The organism is Streptomyces cynarae (assembly GCF_025642135.1).
Taxonomy (GTDB): Bacteria; Actinomycetota; Actinomycetes; order Streptomycetales; family Streptomycetaceae; genus Streptomyces; species Streptomyces cynarae.
In genome coordinates this window covers 6,819,343-6,839,443 of sequence record NZ_CP106793.1, presented here as the reverse complement: position 1 = coordinate 6,839,443, position 20,101 = coordinate 6,819,343, and the positions used below count along the sequence as shown (strand labels likewise).

Annotated in this window: 15 protein-coding genes and 1 pseudogene; 14 read left to right on the top strand and 2 right to left on the bottom strand. The window is 70.0% G+C overall.

The features are described 5' to 3' along the window. Nucleotides 1-194: 194 nt before the first annotated feature. The 11 genes from N8I84_RS31030 (at nt 195) to N8I84_RS30980 (ending at nt 14,820) form a co-directional block, all read left to right on the top strand. Nucleotides 195-1,439, top strand: coding sequence for a D-arabinono-1,4-lactone oxidase (locus N8I84_RS31030; RefSeq protein ID WP_263232717.1), 1,245 nt, complete (start codon nt 195-197; stop codon nt 1,437-1,439). 116 nt (nt 1,440-1,555) lie between these two features. Beyond that, complete coding sequence (locus N8I84_RS31025) at nt 1,556-2,812, top strand: ROK family transcriptional regulator (protein WP_263232716.1); 1,257 nt, start codon at nt 1,556-1,558, stop codon at nt 2,810-2,812. Nucleotides 2,813-2,939: 127 nt separating this feature from the next. Next, the gene (locus tag N8I84_RS31020) at nt 2,940-4,796 is read left to right on the top strand and encodes a glycoside hydrolase (protein WP_263232715.1); all 1,857 of its coding nucleotides are present in this window, start codon (nt 2,940-2,942) and stop codon (nt 4,794-4,796) included. A 226-nt stretch (nt 4,797-5,022) separates the two neighbouring features. Then, a complete protein-coding gene (locus N8I84_RS31015; protein WP_263232714.1) occupies nt 5,023-6,288 on the top strand; it encodes an ABC transporter substrate-binding protein in 1,266 nt (421 codons plus the stop codon). A gap of 20 nt (nt 6,289-6,308) precedes the next feature. After that, nucleotides 6,309-7,274, top strand: a complete 966-nt coding sequence (locus N8I84_RS31010) for a carbohydrate ABC transporter permease (protein WP_263232713.1) — start codon at nt 6,309-6,311, stop codon at nt 7,272-7,274. After that, the gene (locus tag N8I84_RS31005; protein WP_263232712.1) at nt 7,271-8,143 is read left to right on the top strand and encodes a carbohydrate ABC transporter permease; all 873 of its coding nucleotides are present in this window, start codon (nt 7,271-7,273) and stop codon (nt 8,141-8,143) included. Before N8I84_RS31010 ends, N8I84_RS31005 begins: the two co-directional genes overlap by 4 nt. A 27-nt stretch (nt 8,144-8,170) precedes the next feature. Continuing rightward, nucleotides 8,171-11,032: a glycoside hydrolase family 2 TIM barrel-domain containing protein gene (locus N8I84_RS31000; protein WP_263232711.1), complete on the top strand. Its 2,862-nt coding sequence runs from the start codon at nt 8,171-8,173 to the stop codon at nt 11,030-11,032. Further along, nucleotides 11,029-12,192 carry an MFS transporter gene (locus N8I84_RS30995; protein WP_263232710.1) on the top strand — a complete coding sequence of 388 codons (1,164 nt, stop codon included), beginning with the start codon at nt 11,029-11,031 and terminating at the stop codon, nt 12,190-12,192. The genes N8I84_RS31000 and N8I84_RS30995 overlap by 4 nt, the downstream gene beginning before the upstream one ends. Next, nucleotides 12,189-13,208, top strand: a complete 1,020-nt coding sequence (locus N8I84_RS30990; RefSeq protein ID WP_263232709.1) for an ABC transporter ATP-binding protein — start codon at nt 12,189-12,191, stop codon at nt 13,206-13,208. The genes N8I84_RS30995 and N8I84_RS30990 overlap by 4 nt, the downstream gene beginning before the upstream one ends. Continuing rightward, complete coding sequence (locus N8I84_RS30985) at nt 13,208-14,011, top strand: ABC-2 family transporter protein (protein ID WP_263232708.1); 804 nt, start codon at nt 13,208-13,210, stop codon at nt 14,009-14,011. The genes N8I84_RS30990 and N8I84_RS30985 overlap by 1 nt, the downstream gene beginning before the upstream one ends. 8 nt (nt 14,012-14,019) lie before the next feature. Further along, nucleotides 14,020-14,820, top strand: a complete 801-nt coding sequence (locus N8I84_RS30980; RefSeq protein WP_263234939.1) for an ABC transporter permease — start codon at nt 14,020-14,022, stop codon at nt 14,818-14,820. Nucleotides 14,821-14,861: 41 nt separating this feature from the next. Here N8I84_RS30980 and N8I84_RS30975 read toward each other — a convergent pair. Next, a pseudogene (locus tag N8I84_RS30975) lies at nt 14,862-16,108 on the bottom strand (MFS transporter). Between the two features lie 342 nt (nt 16,109-16,450). On the opposite strand from N8I84_RS30975, the gene N8I84_RS30970 reads away from it, so the two are divergent. The 3 genes from N8I84_RS30970 (at nt 16,451) to N8I84_RS30960 (ending at nt 18,888) form a co-directional block, all read left to right on the top strand. Next, nucleotides 16,451-17,038 carry a TetR/AcrR family transcriptional regulator gene (locus N8I84_RS30970; protein ID WP_263232707.1) on the top strand — a complete coding sequence of 196 codons (588 nt, stop codon included), beginning with the start codon at nt 16,451-16,453 and terminating at the stop codon, nt 17,036-17,038. Further along, nucleotides 17,031-17,837 carry an alpha/beta fold hydrolase gene (locus tag N8I84_RS30965; RefSeq protein ID WP_263232706.1) on the top strand — a complete coding sequence of 269 codons (807 nt, stop codon included), beginning with the start codon at nt 17,031-17,033 and terminating at the stop codon, nt 17,835-17,837. The genes N8I84_RS30970 and N8I84_RS30965 overlap by 8 nt, the downstream gene beginning before the upstream one ends. 70 nt (nt 17,838-17,907) lie before the next feature. Beyond that, complete coding sequence (locus N8I84_RS30960; protein WP_263232705.1) at nt 17,908-18,888, top strand: phosphotransferase enzyme family protein; 981 nt, start codon at nt 17,908-17,910, stop codon at nt 18,886-18,888. Between the two features lie 81 nt (nt 18,889-18,969). Here the strand turns inward: N8I84_RS30960 and N8I84_RS30955 are convergent, their stop codons facing one another. Then, the gene (locus tag N8I84_RS30955) at nt 18,970-20,058 is read right to left on the bottom strand and encodes a glycoside hydrolase family 5 protein (protein ID WP_263232704.1); all 1,089 of its coding nucleotides are present in this window, start codon (nt 20,056-20,058) and stop codon (nt 18,970-18,972) included. Nucleotides 20,059-20,101 lie beyond the last annotated feature (43 nt).

Sequence of the window (20,101 nt, the reverse complement as noted above, 5' to 3'; positions counted from 1 at the left end):
TGCTCGACTCCTCACGGTATGCCTCCGCCGGACGGCCGGACGTGCCGGGTCCCCGCACGACGCGCACGTTGCCCACTTCTGCCACTTTTCTCCGTATTCGCGAACTGGGTTCAGTATGCGAACGGGACTTGATCACCCGTTGCCCTTCGGCTGGGATTCCGCTAGCCACTGGATTCCCGGGGAGGGACGACCGCATGACCGAGACCGTGACCAACTGGGCCGGCAACATCACCTACGCCGCCAAGGAACTGCACCGCCCGCACTCACTTCAGGCGCTGCGCTCGCTCGTCGCGGACAGCGCGGCCGTGCGGGTGCTCGGCAGCGGGCACTCGTTCAACGAGATCGCCGAACCGGGCGCCGACGGCGTCCTGCTCTCCCTCGCCGCCCTGCCGGCCGAGGTCGACGTCGACACGGCGGCCCGCACGGTGCGTGTCGGCGGTGGTGTCCGGTACGCCGAGCTCGCCCGGGTGGTCCACGCGCACGGGCTCGCGCTGCACAACATGGCTTCCCTGCCGCACATCTCGGTGGCGGGCTCGGTGGCGACCGGCACCCACGGCTCGGGCGTCGCCAACGGCTCGCTCGGCTCGGCCGTGCGCGAGGTGGAGCTGGTCACCGCGGACGGGTCGACGGTACGGATCTCCCGGGGCGAGCCCCGCTTCGACGGTGCCGTGACCTCCCTCGGCGCGCTCGGCGTGGTCACGGCCCTCACCCTCGACCTGGAGCCGTCGTACGAGGTCGAACAGCACGTCTTCACCGAGCTGCCCCTGGAGGGCCTCGACTACGAGACCGTGGCGGCGACCGCGTACAGCGTGAGCCTGTTCACCGACTGGCGCGCCCCGGGCTTCAGGCAGGTGTGGCTCAAGCGCCGCACGGACCAGCCGCTGCCCGACTTCCCGTGGGCCTCCCCCGCCACCGAGGCGCTGCACCCGGTGCCGGGCATGCCCGCGGTGAACTGCACCGGGCAGTTCGGCGTTCCGGGTCCCTGGCACGAGCGGCTGCCGCACTTCCGGGCGGACTTCATCCCGAGCAGCGGCGCCGAGCTGCAGTCCGAGTACCTGCTGCCGCGCCCGTACGCGTCGGCCGCACTGCACGCCCTCGACGCGATCCGGGCGACGGTCGCGCCCGTGCTCCAGACCTGCGAGGTGCGGACGGTGGCCGCCGACGCGCAGTGGCTGAGTCCGGCGTACGGGCGGGACACCGTGGCGCTGCACTTCACCTGGGTCGAGGACACGGCGACCGTGCTGCCCGTCGTGCGGCGGGTCGAGGAGGCGCTGGACGGTCTGGAGGCGCGGCCGCACTGGGGCAAGGTCTTCACCGTGCCTCCGCAGGAGCTCCGCGAGCGCTACCCGCGGCTGTCCGACTTCATCGCGCTGGCGGCGGAGCTGGACCCGGCGGGCAAGTTCCGGAACGCGTTCGTGCGGGAGGTGCTCGGTTTTTGAGGACAGGGGCGCGGCCGACTTCATAAACCCCCTTTCCTAACCCCTTGTAGAAAGCCCGCCTCCGGCATAGGCTCCTGCCGCGCCGAGGCACGAGGCCTCGCCATGACCTGGGGAGGATGGGGGACGTGCCGGTCAAGCGCACCTCACGCGATATTCGCACAGCGAACCGTTACGAGGTGCTGCGCCAGATCATCGCTCACTCCCCCACGTCCCGTCAGGAGCTGGCGGCGGCGACCGGGCTGAGTCTGGCCACGGTCGCCACCCTCGTCGGTGAGCTGCTGGACCTCGGAATGCTGACCGAGGTCGGCTTCGAGGACTCGGCGGGCGGCCGGCCGCGCGGCCTGGTCGCGGTCAACGCGTCGGGGGGCGCGTTGATCGGAGTCGACATCGCGGAGACGTACGTCCGGGTCGAGCTGTTCGACCTGGCGCTGGACATGCTCGCCCGCGCCGACGAGGACATGCGCCCCGGTGAGAACCGCCCCGAGCAGGTCGTCGCCCATGTCGCCGCGGCGGTCGGCTCGGTCGTCACCCAGGCCGGAGTGGAGGGCGCCCGCGTCCTCGGCGTCGGCGTCAGCGTCCCGGGCCAGGTCGACCGCGACCGGGGCGTGTCGGAGTACGCCCCGAACTGGGACTGGCACGACGTGCCGCTGCTCGACCTGCTCTCCGAGCACATCGCCTACCCCCTCTACCTGGACAACCCGCTGCGCGCCTGCGCGGTCGCCGAGCTGTGGTTCGGCGCGGCGCGCGGACGCGGGGACGCCGTGGTCGTCAATCTGGGCACGGGCGTGGGCGCCGGCCTCGCGCTGGGCGGCGGCCTGCACCGCGGTGTCAGCAACAGCGCCGGCGAGTGGGGCCACACGACGCTGGTGCTGGACGGGCGGCTGTGCCACTGCGGCAACCACGGCTGTGTGGAGACGTACGTCGGGGCCCCCGGGATCATGCTGAACCTGCGGGAGCTGAGCCCGAGCAGCCCCCTGCTGCACCCCGAGGACCAGACCGCCACGATCGACGCCCTCGCCCGGGGGGTCGCCGCGCAGGACCCGGTCGCGCTGACGGTCGTCCGCGACACCGCCCGCTACCTCGGCGCCGGGATCTCCAACCTGGTCAACGTGTTCAACCCCGAAGTGGTCGTGCTCAGCAGCTGGGTCGCGGCCACGCTCGGCGATCCGCTGCTGAACGAGGTGCGCGAGGCCGTCGCCCGGCACGCGCTGAAGCGGCCGTTCGCCGCCACCGAGATCGTCCTGTCCCCCATCCCCACGGACCCGGTGTGCCTCGGAGCCGCGACCTTCGCCCTCGAAGGCGCACTCCAGTCGGTCAGCCAGCGGGGCGCGTCCGTGTCGAGACCGAGAGCGCGCGCAGGCCCGAAGGGGTGAGCACGGTCGCGGTCTCGACACAGGCTTGAGGCGCCCCGCAGAAGACCAGCACAGTCCCGCCGAAAGAAGCGCCACCCCCACAAGGAGCCGTACCGCAACACCTTCACGAGACGGAAGGGATGCACCGTTGACGCGCACCAAAAGCTCCATTGGCAGAACCATCAACAGATCCGTCCTCGCGACAGCCGCGGCCGCACTCGCTGTCACGGGGGCCCTGATCTCCGCCCCGCCCGCCGGGGCCACCGACCCCCGGACGGCCGAGGTCTCCCCCCACGCGGCCCAGACCATCGACAACATCGGCGCCTCCGGTGCCTGGTGGGTCAACGACCTCCAGCACTTCTCGCCCACCGTCCAGGCCCGGGTCGCGAAGCTGCTCTTCTCGAAGGAGGGCCTGGACCTCAGCTCGTACCGCTACAACATCGGCGGTGGCGGCGTCGCGGTCACCACGCCGGCCCGCGCCGCCGAGGACTTCCTGAACGCCGACGGCACCTATGACTGGAGCAGGGACAAGGGCGGACGGACGTTCCTGAAGTACGCCGCCACATACGGCGTGAAGGACCTGATCGGCTTCGTCAACAGCGCCCCCGCCCAGTGGACGACCAACGGGAAGAGCTGCGGCGGCCAGTTGAAGGCGGAGAACGAGGCCGACTTCGCGAAGTACATAGCCGACGTGACGGACCACTTCGCGCGCCAGGGCGCGAAGTTCGACTACATCAGCCCCTTCAACGAGCCGGACAACAGCTTCGCCGACTGCGGCCAGGAAGGCATGCCGGTACCGGTCGACCAGCGCGACGACATCGTGCGGGCTCTGGGCGCCGAACAGAAGGCGCGGCACCAGAAGACCGGCATCATCGCGGACGAGTCCAGCAAGACGACGCAGTTCACCAGCGAGGTCCCGCAGTGGATCTCGCAGCCCGGCACCGCCCAGTACGTCTCCGAGCTGGCCCATCACACCTACAACAACCCCGACGACGGGCAGCTCGCCGACATCTACGAGACGTCGAAGGCGGTGGGCAGGCAGCCCTGGGCCACGGAGATCTGCTGCTTCGGCAAGGGCTCCACGGGCTGGAACCAGGAGTACGACCCGACGATCGACAACGCCCTGCTGATGTCGCGGATCATCTACAAGGACTTCGCGACCGCGCACGACTCGGCGTTCCAGTGGTGGGTGGCCCTGGCCAGCGGCTACGGCACCGACCCGTACACGAGGAACGACCAGGGCTGGAACGACGGCCTGATCTACTACGACCCCGACTACGCGACGAACGGCAACCAGAAGCTGTACTTCACCAAGCGGTACTACGCGCTCGGCCAGTACAGCAAGTTCGTCAGGCCGGGCGCGGTCGCGCACAACGTGACCGGCGCACCGAGCGGGGTCGAGGTCACGACGTACGACGACAAGGGCAAGTGGGTGGTCGTGGTCAACAACCACAACACCACCGACACGGCGCTGGACCTGCACTTCAACAGCAGGGCGCCGGTGCGGGCCGAGCAGGCCGTGCGGACCTCGGCCACGGAGAACTGGGCCTCCGTCGACAAGCCGGCCGTGAACGGCTCCACGGTCTCCACGACGCTCGCCGCGCGCTCGATCACGACCTTCGTCCTCGACCAGCGCGGGCAGGCCACGACGGCCGTGACGGGCGCCTGGAAGGGCGCGCAGTCAGGAAAGTGCCTGACGGCGGGCGCCTCGGGTGCCGCGATCGACACCTGCACGGGCGGGACCGAGCAGTCCTGGTCGTACGACGCGGACGGCACCCTGAAGGGCGCGAACGGCTATCTGACCGCCGGAAGTTCGGGGCTCACCACCGCCGCCGACCACACCGGTGACGCCACCCAGCGGTGGCTGCTCAACGCGAACGGCCAGATCGTCAACGAGGCGTCCGGCAAGTGCCTGGACGTCAGCGGTCAGGCGACCGCCGACGGCAGCAAGGTGATCCTGTACAGCTGCACCGGCGGCCCCAACGAGGCCTGGTCCAGGCAGTAACACCCCCGGAACCGAGGGCCGTCGGCCACCCTGACCCGGCGGCCCTCACCCCGGGCCCAGCCCCTTGTTCGTCATTCCGAACCGGACACAACGTTTCGCACAGACTTCGTCCAACCCCTTGCCGAAGCCTTAGCCGAAGATCTAACGTCCCGCACCGCACCTCCTTCGAACCACCTCGCGCTGAGCCGCAAGAGCCGCAGCCGCGCTTCGAGACAAGGACGTCAGCATGTCGGCAATGAGCAGCAGCAACTGGGACCGCCGATCACTCCTGAAGGCCGCAGCGGGCCTGGCCGCCGCCGGCACGCTCTCCGCCTGCGGGAGCAACAACGGCCGCGGGGGCGGCAGCGGTTCGGGCACGAACCTCGTCCAGTACTTCCACGCGTACGGCGAGCCGGGCGTCGAACAGGCCGTGAAGCGCTACGCGAAGGCGTACACGAAGGCCAATGTGTCCACGCAGTGGATCACCGGGAACAACTTCGAGAACAAGCTCTTCCCCGCCCTGCTCACCAAGCAGGCGCCCGACGTCTTCGAGTTCCACCCGCAGATCCAACTCGTCAAGAGCGGTCAGGTGGCCGACCTCACCGACATCATCGACCCGGTCAAGGACGACTTCAATCCGGCCGACATCAAGTCGCACACGGTCGACGGGAAGATATACGGCGTCCGGATGATCGACGACCCGCAGTTCTTCTTCTACCGCAAGTCCATGTTCGAGAAGGCGAACGTGTCCGTCCCGACCACGCTCGACGAGCTGATCGAGGCCGCCGCCAAACTCACCACCAGCAAGGTCAAGGGCCTCTTCCTCGGCAACGACCTGACCCCGGTGCAGAACAACCTCATCTGGTCGGCCGGCGCCGACACCCTGGATGACAAGAACCAGATCGCCTACCACACGGACGGCGTCGTCGAGGGCCTGAAGAAGCTCCGCACGCTGTTCACCAGCGGCCATCTGCTGCTGGACGCCCCGGCCGACTTCTGGGACCCCTCCGCGTTCAACCAGGGCCTGTGCGCGATCCAGTGGGGCGGCATGTGGGGGATGCCCGCCACGCAGCAGGCACTCGGCGACGACTTCGGCGTCTTCCCGTTCCCGAAGATCGGTTCGAACGGCAAGCAGTCCGTCTACAACGGCGGCTGGTCGATGTTCGTCAACGCCAAGGGCGACAACGTCGACGCGGCCAAGGAGTACGTGAAGTGGCTGTGGATCGACCAGAAGCAGTACCAGACGGACTTTGCGACCTCCTACGGCTTCCACATCCCGCCGCGCGCCTCGATCGCCGCCCAGGCCGGCAAGCTGAAGTCGGGAGCTGCGGCTGACAGCGTCAAGCTGTTCAACACCTACGGGCACTTCGACAACATCGGCTGGACCCAGGCCATGATCACCGCGTTCAACGACGTCATCGCCAACACCGTCCGCAAGAACGGCAACCCGGAGGCGGCGCTCGACACGTGCGACACGAAGGTCAACCGCGAGCTCAAGAAGCTGTTCGGATAGAACGGCGGACGGACTCCGACATGTCGACCACGACTGCGCGCGACCTCGCGAGCCCCGCCCCGACCAAGGCCTCCAAGGCTCGGCCGCGGCGGGGCCTGCGGGCCAACGCCACACTCAACTTCTGGCTGTTCACCGGCCCGTTCCTCATCGGCTTGGTGATCTTCGTCTTCGTGCCGATCGGCTGGAGCCTCTGGCTCAGCTTCTTCGACGCCCGGTTCACCGTCACGCCGAGCAATTTCATCGGCTTCGACAACTACAAGACGGTCCTGACAGATCCCAACTTCACCGGTTCGCTGGTGACGTTCACGGTGTTCGCCGCATTCATCGTGCCGCTCACCTGGGGGCTCTCACTCAGCCTGGCGCTGCTGGTGCACCGGCTCACGTATCTGCGGGCGTTCTTCCGGTCGGTGTTCTTCCTGCCGACCGCGTGCAGCTACGTGGCCGCCTCGCTCATCTGGAAGATGTCCATCTTCAACGGTGTCCGCTTCGGTCTGGCCAACACCGTCCTCGGGTGGTTCGGCGTCGACCAGGTGGCCTGGCTCGCCAATCCCACCCCGCCCTGGTATTGGCTGGTCATCGTGACACTGCGCCTGTGGCTGCAGGCCGGTTTCTACATGATCTTGTTCCTGGCGGCGCTCCAGAACATCCCGTCGGAGTTGTACGAAGCCGCCGCCATCGACGGCGCCAAGCCCGGCTGGCAAACCTTCCGGTACATCACGCTGCCGCAACTGCGGGCCACGTCCACCGCGGTGATCCTGCTGCTGCTCGTCGCGGCCTACCAGGCCTTCGACGAGTTCTTCAACCTGATGGGCAGGGCCACGTGGGGCCAGCCGCCCCTCGTCATCCTCTACAAGACGGCCATCGGTGTGAACCAGGACTACGGCCAGGGCAGCGCGGGCGCGGTCGTCCTGACCCTGCTGATCTGCGTCGTGACCCTGTTCCAGGGCAAGATCATGGGCTTCGGAAGGGGTGAGGAGTCCAAGTGACCACCACCACGCCTCCGGTCGACAGTCCGCGCCGCGTCAAGCGGGGAAGCGGCATCGGCAACGCAGGCCTCTACATCGCCGTCGGGATCGCCGCGCTGCTCTTCCTCCTCCCCTTCTATCTGATCGTCCGCAACTCGCTGATGCAGGACCCGGAGATCACGGGTGAGAACTGGAAGTGGTTCCCCAGCCACATCCAGTGGAGCAACATCACCGAGCCGTTCCACGACGTCACCGTCGACTTCGGCCGCTCGCTCGTCAACTCCGCGATCGTCGCGGTACTGACGACGGTCGGCACCCTCCTGGTCTGCTCCCTCGCCGGCTACGGCCTCGCCCGCATCCCCTACCGCCACGCCAACAAGGTCTTCTACGCCGTCCTGGCGACCCTGATGGTCCCGACGGCCGTCACCTTCGTGCCGAGTTTCGTCCTGGTGTCGTCACTCGGCTGGGTGGACTCCTACCGCGGACTCATCATCCCGGGCCTCTTCAGCGGTTTCACCTGCTTCCTGTTCCGGCAGTACTTCCTCGGGTTCCCCAAGGAGCTGGAGGAGGCGGCGCGCGTGGACGGGCTCAGCTACTGGGGCGCGTACTGGCGGATCGTCGTGCCGAACTCGCTCAACTTCTTCGCGGCCATGGCCACGATCACGTTCATCAGCGGCTGGAACTCGTTCCTGTGGCCCCTGGTCATCGGCCAGGACCCCAGCGCCTGGACCGTCCAGGTCGCCCTCTCCTCGTACATGACCAACCAGACCGTCAACTACCACCTGATCTTCATGGCCACCGCCATCTCGATCCTGCCCCTGGTGTTCGTCTTCCTCTTCCTGCAGCGCTGGCTGGTGCAGGGGGTCGCACAGACCGGTATCAAGGGCTGACACCTTCTTCTCACGACCTGGAGACCGATGTCTTTCCGCACCCATTCCCCCGTCGACTACGTCGAGGACGTCTCCCCGGGCAGCGGTGCCCTGCCGCCGCGCGCCCGGTACGCGTCCTCGGACGCCGCGTCCCTCTCGCTGAACGGCAGCTGGCGCTTCAGGCTGTCGGCCACGGCGGACGCCGAGGACGACGCGTTCGCCGAGCCCGGATACGACGCGGGGGACTGGGCGGAGGTCTCGGTCCCCGGCCACTGGGTCCTCCAGGGGCACGGCTCCCCCATCTACACCAACCACCTCTACCCCTTCCCGGTCGACCCGCCGCGCGTGCCGACCGAGAACCCGACCGGTGACCATCTGCGTGTCTTCGACCTGCCGTCCGACTGGCCGTCGGACAGCGGGGCGGTGCTCCGCTTCGACGGTGTCGAGTCGTGTGCCCGGGTCTGGCTGAACGGCACGGACATCGGCGAGTTCAAGGGCTCGCGGCTGCCGCACGAGTTCGCCGTAGGGCATCTGCTCAAGCCGGCCGGCAACGTGCTGGCGGTCCGGGTCCACCAGTGGTCGGCGGGCTCGTACCTGGAGGACCAGGACCAGTGGTGGCTTCCGGGCATCTTCCGGGACGTCACGCTGCTGCACCGTCCCGCGGGCGGTGTCCTCGACTTCTTCGTGCACGCCTCCTACGACCACACGACCGGCGAGGGCACGCTGAAGGTCGACTCGGACGTCGACGGCCGGGTCACCGTGCCCGCCCTGGACATCGATGTCGCCACCGGTGAGTCCGTGACCGTGCCCGTCGAGCCGTGGACCGCGGAGACACCGACGCTGTACGACGGCGTGCTGGCCACCGAGGGCGAGCGCGTGCCGCTCAGGATCGGGTTCCGGACCGTCGTCCTCGAGGACGGCCTGATCAAGGTCAACGGCAGGCCGGTCCTCTTCAAGGGCGTCAACCGGCACGAGTGGCACCCGGAGAAGGGCCGCGCGCTCGACCTGGAGACGATGCGCGAGGACGTGCTGCTGATGAAGCGGCACAACATCAACGCCGTCCGCACCTCCCATTACCCGCCGCACCCGGCCTTCCTGGACCTGTGCGACGAGTACGGTCTGTGGGTCGTCGACGAGTGCGACCTGGAGACCCACGGCTTCGTCGAGCAGGCCTGGCGCGACAACCCGGTCGACGACGATCGCTGGACCCCGGCGCTGCTCGACCGCGCCGCCCGTATGGTCGAGCGCGACAAGAACCACCCGTCGGTCGTGATCTGGTCCCTCGGCAACGAGGCCGGCACCGGGCGCGGGCTGACGGCGATGGCCGAGTGGATCCACGGGCGTGACTCCTCGCGGCTGGTGCACTACGAGGGCGACATCAACTGCCGTGACACGGACGTGTACTCGCGGATGTACGCAGGCCACGCCGAGGTGGAGCAGATCGGCCGCCGACTGGACGGGGGCACCCACAAGCGCCGCGAGCTGCCCTTCATCCTCTGCGAGTACGGGCACGCCATGGGCAACGGCCCCGGTGGCATCGCCGACTACCAGCGGCTGTTCGAGTCCTACGACCGGCTCCAGGGCGGCTTCATCTGGGAGTGGATCGACCACGGCATCAAGCACCCTGAGCTGGGCTACGCCTACGGCGGCGACTTCGGCGAGGAGCTGCACGACGGGAACTTCGTCTGCGACGGCCTGCTGTTCCCGGACCGTGAGCCGTCGCCGGGCCTCGTCGAGTACAAGAAGGTGATCGAGCCGGTCCGCATCGAGGGCGACGGCGACGGCGGTAGCGTGCGGATCCGCAACGCCCACGACTTCGCGGACCTCTCCGCGCTCGCCTTCGAGTGGTCCTTCCAGGTCGACGGCGAGACCGTGGAGTCGGGCTCGCTGTCGGTGCCGGTGCTCGCGGCCGGGGAGTCGGCGGAGGTCAAGCTGCCCGAGCCGCCCGAGGTGCGCCGCGGTGAGACGCACTGGACGGTGCGAGCGGTGCTGGCGTCGGACACCGCGTGGGGCGCGAAGGGCCACCAGGTGGCGTGGGGCCAGTTCCCGGTCACCGGACGTGTGCCGGTCCCGGCCGCCGCGGGCACGGCTCCCGTGCTCGCCGACGGCCGGATCACGCTCGGCCCGGGTACCTTCGACGCCCGCACGGGCGCGCTGACGGCCGTCGGCGGCGTGGACGTGACCGGCCTGCGCCTGGACGTCTGGCGGGCCACCACCGACAACGACGACGGCGCCGAGTGGCAGACCGACCTCCGCTACGGCTTCATGTGGCGCAAGCTGGGCCTGCACCGCATGCGGCACCGTCTGGACGCGGTGGAGCTCGGGGACGGGGCACTGACCGTGCAGACCCGGGTGGCGCCCGCCGCCTGGGAGGTGGGCCTCGCCACCGTGTACCGCTGGTCGTCGGACGGGGAGAGGCTGCGGCTGGCCGTGTCCGTCACACCCGAGGGCGACTGGACGGTGCCGCTGCCCCGGCTCGGCATCCGGTTCGGGCTGTCCGGCGCGGCGGACCCGGTCACCTGGTTCGGGGGCGGCCCCGGCGAGGCGTACCCGGACACCAGGTCGGCCTCTCGGCTGGGCCGTTGGGAGTCCACGGTCGACGCGCTGCAGACGCCGTACGTGCGCCCGCAGGAGAACGGCGCCCGCGCCGACGTCCGCTGGGCGGAGATCGGCGGACTGCGCGTCGAGGGCGACCCGGAGTTCTTCTTCACCGCCCGGCGCTGGACGACAGAGCAGCTGGACGCCGCGCGGCACCGCACCGACCTCACGCCCGGCGACACGGTGTGGGTCAACCTCGACCACGGCCAGCACGGCATCGGTTCGCAGTCGTGCGGTCCGGGCCCGCTGCCGCAGTACTTCCTGCGGGCCGAGCCGGCGGAGTTCTCCTTCCTGTTCTCGGAGGTCAGTTGACGCACACGGTCCTGAGGACCCCCGCGGCCGGACGGCTGTTCAGTCGTCCGGCCGCGGCCGCGTCCTGCGTCGGTTTCGTCCTCATCGGCATGCTCCAGGCGCTCTACGGCCCGGCGGTTCCGGGGCTGCGCGCCGAGTACGGCCTGTCGCCGTCGGGCGCCGGTCTCGGCCTGAGCCTGCACTTCACGGGCGGGGTCGCGGGCGTCCTCGCCTTCAACGCCATCCACTCCCGGATCAGCAACCGGACGCTGCTGGCTGCGAGTTACGCGCTGATGGCGGCCGGCGGCGCGGGTTTCGCGCTCTCCCCTAACTGGCCGCTCGCCCTGGCCGCCGCCTTCCTCGGCGGACTGGGCTTCGGCGGCATCGACTACGGCCTCAACCAGCTGTTCGCGGTCGGCTTCGGCGAGAAGTCCACGGCCATGCTCAACGTGCTCAACGCGCACTTCGGCATCGGGGCGGTGCTGGGCCCGGCGGTCATCGCTTGGACGGGCCCCCGGCACTACGCGTACGCGTTCGGGGGGTGCGCCGTACTGGCTGCCGTACTGGTCCTCTGTACAGGGGGCGTACGGACCGAGCCGGTCGACGTCGCGCCGAAGGCGTCCACGTCGCTGGGCCTGTCCCGCGTCCTCGTCGGCTTCCTGGCCCTCTACGTCCTCAATGTGGCGGTCGAGGCGGGCGTCGGCGGCTGGGAGCCCACCCATCTGGAGACCGTCGGATACAGCGCGACGGTGGCCGCCTCCGCGACCTCCGTGTACTGGCTGATGATGACGGCGGGCCGCTTCCTCGTGGTCCCGCTCACGCTGAGGTACGCCCCCGAGCGCATCCTCACGGTGTGCGCGGCCGGGATGACGGCGTGCCTGCTGCTGTCGCTCGTAAAAGGTGTGGCGCCGGTGGCCTATGCGGGTGTTGGCTTGTTCATTGCGCCCGTCTTCCCCACCGGCCTGCCCTGGCTGAATCGGGCTCTCCCCCAGGCGAAGAGAGCCGGAGCCTGGGTCATCGCCGCTTCGATGGTCGGCGGAGTGGCAGCGCCGCCACTGCTGGGACTGGGCATCGAAGCCTCTGGCATCCATGCCGTTCCGTGGCTGCTGACAGCGTTGTCGGCCGCCTCGCTCGCGGCGACCGTATGGCTGATCCAACTGACCCGGAGGTTCGTCGAGTGAGCGGGAGCATCGAGGTCCGCGGACTGACCCGCACCTTCCTCACCACCGTCCGCCGCCCCGGTTTCGGGGGCGCCCTGCGTTCCCTGGTCAACCCGGAGAAGGTGACCAAACACGCCGTCACGGACATCACCTTCGACGTGGCCCCGGGCGAACTGCTCGCGCTGCTCGGCCCGAACGGCGCAGGCAAGTCCACCACCATCAAGATGCTGACCGGCATCCTCACCCCCACGTCCGGCGAGGCCCGGGTCGCGGGCGTGGTGCCGTACGAGGAGCGGGAGCGCAACGCGCGCAACATCGGTGCGGTGTTCGGGCAGCGCACCCAGCTGTGGTGGGACCTGCCGGTGCGCGAGTCGTTCGCGATCCTGCGCGACATCTACGAGGTGCCCAAGGCCGACCACGCGGCACGCCTCAAGGAGTTCGACGAACTGCTCGATCTCTCCTCCTTCTGGGACACGCGCGTTCGGCATCTCTCGCTCGGCCAGCGGGTGCGCTGCGACCTGGCGGCGGCGCTGCTGCACGACCCGCCGGTGGTGTTCCTCGACGAGCCGACGATCGGCATGGACGTGGTGGTCAAGGAGCAGGTGCGGGAGTTCCTGCGGCACCAGGTGGAGGAGCGCGGCCGGACCGTGCTGCTGACCACGCACGACATGACGGAGGTCGAACGGCTGGCCGAGCGGGTGGTGCTGATCAACCACGGGCGGCTGGTGCTGGACGGCACCCTGGACGAGATCCGCCGCAGGTTCGGCTCGACGTGGCAGGTGCGGGCGACCCTCGCCGATCCGCACGCGGCGGTCGAGCCGCTGCCGGGGATCGCAGTGCTGCGGCGGGACGGGCCACAGGTGGTGTTCGGCCCGGACGGGTCGGACGCGCCGACGGTCCACCAGGCGCTGAAGCAGGTCATCGAGCGGTACGAGGTCACGGACCTCGGGATCGACGAGGCGGATCTGGAGGACGTGATGCGTGCGGCCTACGTCCAGGCGGTCTCCCCGGCTCAGTTCCAGGCGGAGGGGGTCTGATGGCCGTCCTGTACGCCTGGCGCGCCGCCCGCGTCACCCCGCTCGGTGAGCTGCTCACCCCGCCCCGCATCACGGCCGCCCTGCTGCGGCTGACCGTGCAGGTCGTGCTCGTGGCGTCGCTGTGGCGCGGCCTGTACCAGGCGACCGGCACGACCGCCGGACTGGACCGCGACCAGGCGGTCACCTACGCCGTGCTCGCGGTCCTCGCCTCCCGGCTGCGGGAGCTGGACCAGTACGCGGGCCGGGACTCGGTGCTCCAGCACATGCACTTCGGCACGATCGTGTACTGGTACCTGCGCCCTCTGTCTCCCCAGCGCTACTACGCTCTGCGGGCGCTGGGCGAGCAGCTGTACGGTCTGGTGTGGGCACTGGCCGGGTACGCGGTGTGTCTCGCGGCAGGAGTGGTGGAACCCCCTGAGTCGGCGTCCGTGGCCGGGGTGTTCGCGCTGAGCCTGCTGCTCGGCCAGTGGGTCCTGCACTACGTCACGCTCCTCATCGACCAGCTGTGCTTCTGGACGCTGCGCAACACCGCGGCGATGCTGATCCTCCTCTTCGCGCAGAACCTGCTGTCCGGGGTGTATGCGCCGCTGTGGTTCTTCCCCCACTGGTTCGTCACGATGAGCGGCTTCCTCCCGTTCCAGGCGACGCTGAGCGTGCCGCTGTCCCTGTACGTGGGCCGCATCCCGCTGTCCGACGCGGGAGCGCAACTCGCCGTCCAGGCGGGGTGGGTGGTGGCCCTGTCCCTGTTCACCCGGCTGCTGTGGCGGCGGGCCGCCCGGCGTGTCATCTCCCAGGGAGGCTGACCGTGTCGGTGAAGGCGTTGCGCATCGCCTGGCGGATCACCCGTCTCAACTTCCGTGCCCAGTTGGAGTACCGCACCGAGTTCCTGATGATGATCGCCATCGGTGCCATCTGGCAGGTGTCGGTGATCGTGTTCGCGACGGTGCTGCTGACCCGGTTCACCGGGATGGGCGGCTGGGACAGTTCGGACGTGCTCCTCATCCCGGCGACGAGGATGCTGGCGCACGGCCTGTTTGTGCTGCTCCTGGGCCGGGTGCACGGACTGGGCCGGCACATCCAGGAGGGCAGGATCGACGCGTACCTGCTCCGCCCCATGCCCGTGTACCGCCAGGTCCAGCTGCAGTTCTTCCCCACCAACGCCATCGGTGACCTGACGGTGGCGGCGGCCCTGATGGCGGGCGCGCTCGGTCGCAGCCACCTGGACTGGACGGCGGGCAGGATCACCTACCTGATCCTCTCGCTCGTCGGCGGCATGCTCCTGGAGGCGGCCCTGTTCACGGCGGTGGCCTGTGCGTCGCTGCGGTTCCCGGCCGCCGACTACTGGGGCCGCTGGCTGGAGGAACTGCTCGGCACGTTCGGCAGCTACCCGCTGAACGTCCTGCCGAAGGCGGTGGGCGGCTTCCTGACCTTCGGCCTGCCGCTCGCGTTCGTCGCGTACTTCCCGGCGGCGGTGCTGACCGGCCACGGCCACGACACGGGCGCCCCGTACTGGCTGGCGGCGGCCTCACCGCTGCTCGGGCTGCTGGCGTATCTGGGGTCGCGGCTGCTGTGGCGGTGGAGCCTCGGGCACTACACGGGGGTGAACGGGTGAGAGCCTGCGGGTGACACGGGCTCTGAGGCCGCCGGAGCCGCTCAGGCGGCTTCGGCGGCCGTCTCCGGGTGCCGGGTCCGCACCGGTGTGAGCAGGGCCAGGGCCGCGATGCCCACGCAGCACGACCCGGCCACCATCCCCACCGCCGCCGTGCCGTGGTGCTGGGCCCCCCAGGTGAGCACGGCCGCGCCGACCGGGGCCGCCGCATAGTGGATCGTCCAGAACGCGGAGGTGACCCGGCCGAGCAGGTGCTCGGGCGTCACCTGCTGGCGCAGGGACATGGAGCAGGTCCCGGCGATGCTGACGCATCCGAGGAACGCCGCCATGAGGAAGGCGACGGCCGGTACGTGGCGGGCCCAGCCGATACCGGCGAGCGCGCAGCCGCAGACGGTCACGGCCCCGATCCAGGTGGCCCCGAAACCGAGCCCCTGCCGTACCCGTGCCACCAGCAGGGCCCCGGCGATGGTTCCGAGGGCGCCGACCGCGAGGACGGTGCCGACGGTGCCGTCGCTCCGCCCGAGGTCGTGCTTGAGGTGGTAGATGAGTACGTCGTTGAGGCCCAGCTCCAGAAAGCTGAACAAGGACAGGAGCACGGTCAGGGCGCGCAGCACCGGGTGGCGCCGCAGGAAGGACGCGCCCGCCAGCAGGTCCTTCCACAGTCCCCGGCGGGTGGTTGCCGGGTCGGGCGGCGGGGACTGCCGGAGCCGTACAAGGGTCAGGCAGACCGCCGACACGCCGAAGCTGACCGCGTCCACCGCGACGGCCCCGGCGGGCCCCGTCCACGCGGCCACGACACCCGCGCCGAGCGGGCCGACAACCCCGCCGCCGCGGCCGTCGCGTTGAGCCGGCCGTTCGCGGCGGTGATCCGCTCGCCGTCGACCAGGCCCCGCACCACGGTGACGTACGCGACCGAGAACACCATTCCGACGGCCTCGCACAGCGGCAGCACCGCGTACAGCAGCCAGACCCGCGGTCCGGTGAGCCACACCAGGGGAACCAGCCCGTACAGCACCATCCGCACCAGGTCGCAGGCGACCAGCAGTTTCCTGCGGTCCAGTCGGTCCACCACCACACCGGCGAACACCCCGGCCAGCACGGAGGCCGCGCCTCCGACCGCGGTCAACAGCCCCATCCGAGCGACGGACCCGGTCGCCTCCAGCACCAGCAGCGGCAGCGCGATCAGGGCGAAGGAGTCACCGAGGACGGAGAGGGTCTGCGCGGCCCAGAAGATCCCGAAGTCCCGGTTCCGTCCCGGCGATCCGACACCTTTGGCCTCCCCCACCGGCAGCTCCCCCCTGCACGCACACGGTCGAGTGCGACGAACGATCAAGACGTACCACCGTACGCCGACCAGGCGGCGGCCTGGAGCCGTCTCGCCACGCTCGTGCCGTCTGCGCGGCGACGCCGACGGGCGCGGGGTGAAGATCGGGGCAGCAGTCGGCGACGGTCCCTTGCAGAGCGGCGCGCGCAATGCCGTCCCGGTCATCGTCGCCGCTCAACGTAGCCCGCCGGGCCGCCCCCTCCGTGCCGAGCCGGCAGGGGAGTTCCGCGGAGCGGTCGAGAAGTCCTTCACGGGCCGACCTCCTTGGACTAGGATTTTGCCTAGGACCCCTAGGTAAGGAGTCGGCCCATGCCCCGAGCCGGGCTCACGGTCGAGCGGATCGTCGCGGCGGCAGCCGACCTCGCGGACAATGTCGGCTTCGAGAACGTCACCGTCTCCGCGCTGGCCCGCCACTTCGGCGTGAAGGACGCCAGCCTGTACTCGCACGTCAGGAATCTGCAGGAGCTGCGCACGCGCGTGGCCCTGCTCGCCGGCGGGGAGATGATCGACCGCATCGCCGCCGCCGTCGCCGGGCGCGCCGGAAAGGAGGCGCTGACCGCCTTCGCGGGGGCCTACCGGGAGTACGCCCACCGGCACCCGGGACGGTACGCGGCCACCCAGATCCGCATCGACCAGTCACTCGTCGCGGACTCCCCCGCCCTGCGGCGCACCGCCGAGATCACCTACGGCATGCTCCGCGCCTACGACCTGGACGAGCCGGACCTCACCGACGCCGTGCGCCTGCTGCGCAGCACCTTCCACGGTTACTGCGCCTTGGAGGCCACCGGCGGCTTCGGTGCGCCCCGCGACGTGGAGGCGTCCTGGGGCAGGGCCCTGGACGCCCTGCATGTGGCATTGGAGAACTGGCCCCGTGAGGAGACGAAGGACCATGGCTGACCTCCATTACGACGTGCGCGGCAGCGGTCCCGCGCTGCTCGTCGTCCCCGGCGGCGCCGGGCACCCCATGGGGCTCGACCGGATGACGGACCGCCTCGCCGACCGCTTCACCGTCGTCACATACGACCCGCTCGGTCTCGCGCACGGCCGCCTCGGTCTGCCCGTCGGGCAGCAGCGGGTCGAGGCGTGGAGCGACGGAGCGCACCGAGTGCTCGAAGCCGTGGTCCCTGAGGGGCAGTTCGCATACCTCGTCGGCTTCAGCTCCGGCGGTATCGCGGCCCTCGACCTGCTCGCCCGTCATCCGGACCGCCTGCGGCACGTGGTCGCGCACGAGCCGCCCGTCGTCGAGGTGCTGCCGGACGCGGCCCGGCAGCGGGCGATGTTCACGGAAGTGGCCGACACCTATCGCACGGCCGGGCTGAGGGCGGCCGGGGCCAGGCTGGCGGCCGGACTGGAGGGCAGGCCCGGACCTGCGGAGCCCGCGGAGGCCGAACCACCCGAGCCGGGCGACGACTTGACCAACCCCATGGGCATCTTCCTCACCCGTGTCCTGCCCTCGTTCACGGCGTACGCACCGGACACGACCGCCCTGAAGTCCGCCTCCGCACGTCTCACGCTCGCCGCGGGAGTCGACTCCCGCGGCGGGCTCCTCCACCGGACGGCCAGGTCTGCGGCCGAGCTGACCGGCGCCGCTTTCACCGAGTTCCCGGGCGGTCATGTCGGCGTGGCGGAGCACCCGGAGGAGTTCGCGGAGCGCCTCGCCGACACGCTGCTCTTCCGGGACAGCCCACGCCGGTAAATGCCGAGAGAGTCCGAAGCCCCGCATGCGATAGTCGGCGGTGCCCATCAGCATCCGGAGAGGTGCCCGTATGCACGACACAGCCGACTTCATGGCGAAGACCTACGCACTCGGCTCCGGACCGTGGACGATGACGCCCGTCACCCGGGGCGCACTGGGCCGGATCTGGAAGCTTTCCGGAAACGGGTCCTCATGGGCGGTGAAGGAACTCCTCTTCGGCTGCGACGAGGAACAGGTCGGCCGGGAGGCCGCGTTACGGGAGGCCGCGGAGAAGCTGGGAATCGCGTCACCGCGGCTGCTCCCCAATCGCCACGGTGCGTATGTGTCGCAGCTCGCCCCTTCCTCGGGCGGGTCCTACGTCAAGCTGTACGACTGGATCGACGGCACCGAGGCGGACGCGTCGGATCCGGACGTCCTGGACTGGTTCGGCCGGACCATGGCGCTCCTGCACAGAGCCGGAGAGGGTGCGAGCGGGACGCCGAACGCCTGGTACGAGCGGTGTCCTCAGGACGCCGACTGGAAAGACCTCCTCAAGAAGGTCCAGCAGGCCGGCCTGCCGTGGTCGGACGCGCTGGGCCGGTTCGTCGCCACTTCCGCGGCAGAGCTGGCCCACTGGGTGACCCCGGCCGACCCCGGCGATCTGGTGACGTCGCATCTCGACCTGCAGCCCCAGAACGTCCTGGTGGGCTCGAACGGGCCGGTCCTTCTCGACTGGGACAACGCAGGGTCCGCCTCGGCGGAACGAGAGCTCGCACGGGCGGTGTACGTGTGGTCGGGCGGCAACCGGCTGAACACCGGTTCCGCCCGGCGATTGGTGCGGGCCTACCGGAGCGCCGGAGGCCGGGCCGTCGTCAAGGATCCGCATTCCTTCTCGATGCTCTTCGCAACGCACCTGAACTACATCCACGTGCAAGCGGAGTGCGCCGTCGACCCGACCGTGACCGCCGCGCAGCGGGAGTTCGCCGGCGACCAGGTCGTCGCTTGCCTGCGCGGCGTCCCGGAACTGGCCGTCATCTCCCGGTTGACGGAGGCACTCGAGACCGTGTGGTGAGACGCCGACGGGCGGAGCCCCGGAGGAGTTCGCGGAGCGTCTCGCGCACGCGCTGCCCTCCCCCGGGCCACCGGGTCGTCGTTACTGTTCCGTCGCGGGGTGCCCCTTGCCCCACGCCCAGGCCAGGCGGTCCGCGCCGGAGGCGTTGGTGGTGGCGAGGCCCAGGTGGGTGCCGCTGCCGGTCAGGGTCTGGATGCTGTAGATGTCGCCGGTGCGCAGGCCCGGCCAGTAGACCGAGCCCATGTGGAGCTCACGGAAGACGTCGGTGTCGGCCTGGATGAAGGCGACCGAGTTCGGGTCGGTGCTGGCCGAGGCGGGCTGGTTGTAGTCCAGGCCCGTCGTCATGGGCGCGCCGAACTCGTCCGCGACCGTGCGGGAGGCACACGAGCCGAGTCGCGCCTTGAGGTCGCTGACCCACTCCGAGTAGGTGGCGCTCTGCTTCCAGAAGCCGTAGTGGTGCAGGGACAGGTACGTGCCGTCGAGGCGGTGGTCCGCGCAGACGCTGACGACGCTGTCGTTGTAGCCGCTGCCGCTGACGAAGATCCTGTTCCTGGGGACGGACGGGTAGGTGCTGATCCACTGCGCCGCCAGGTCGGCCCACGCCCCCGCGGTGTAGCCGTGCGGCTCGTTCATCGGCTCGAAGTAGACCAGCGGGTTGCGCTGGTAGGCGTTGGTGACGGTGCCCCACATGCGCCAGAAGTCCGGCAGGTTGTCGACGAAGCCGTCCTTCTGGGCCCCGGTGCCCTCCCAGTAGCTGAGGATGACCTTGAAGCCGTGGGCGGTGGCCGCGTCGATGACGGCGCGGTAGGAGCTCCAGTACGAGCCGTTCACGGTGTAGGGGTTGATCGGCAGGCGCACCGTGTTGGCCTGGAGGTTCTTGCGGAATCCCTTGATGACGCCGCTGGCCTTGGCGTACGTGGTGGCGTAGTCGTCGGACAGGCTCAGCCCGGACAGGACCACGGGGTCGTTGGCGTAGTTGTCGCGGGGGTCGGCCCAGTTCACGCCGTTGAACTGGGTGGGGTCGAGGGAGGCGGCCGGTCTGTCGGCGCCCGATGCCGGGACGGTGGCCAGGCCGATGAGGGCACCGCTGCTGAGGGCGACCGCCGCCGCGATGACGGTGCGGGTGAGCCTGGTGGTGCGGTGTGCGGCCCTGCGGGCGGAGCGGAACATGTGCGGGGACCTTCCTGTGCGGGTGGTGTGCGAGACGGCGTGC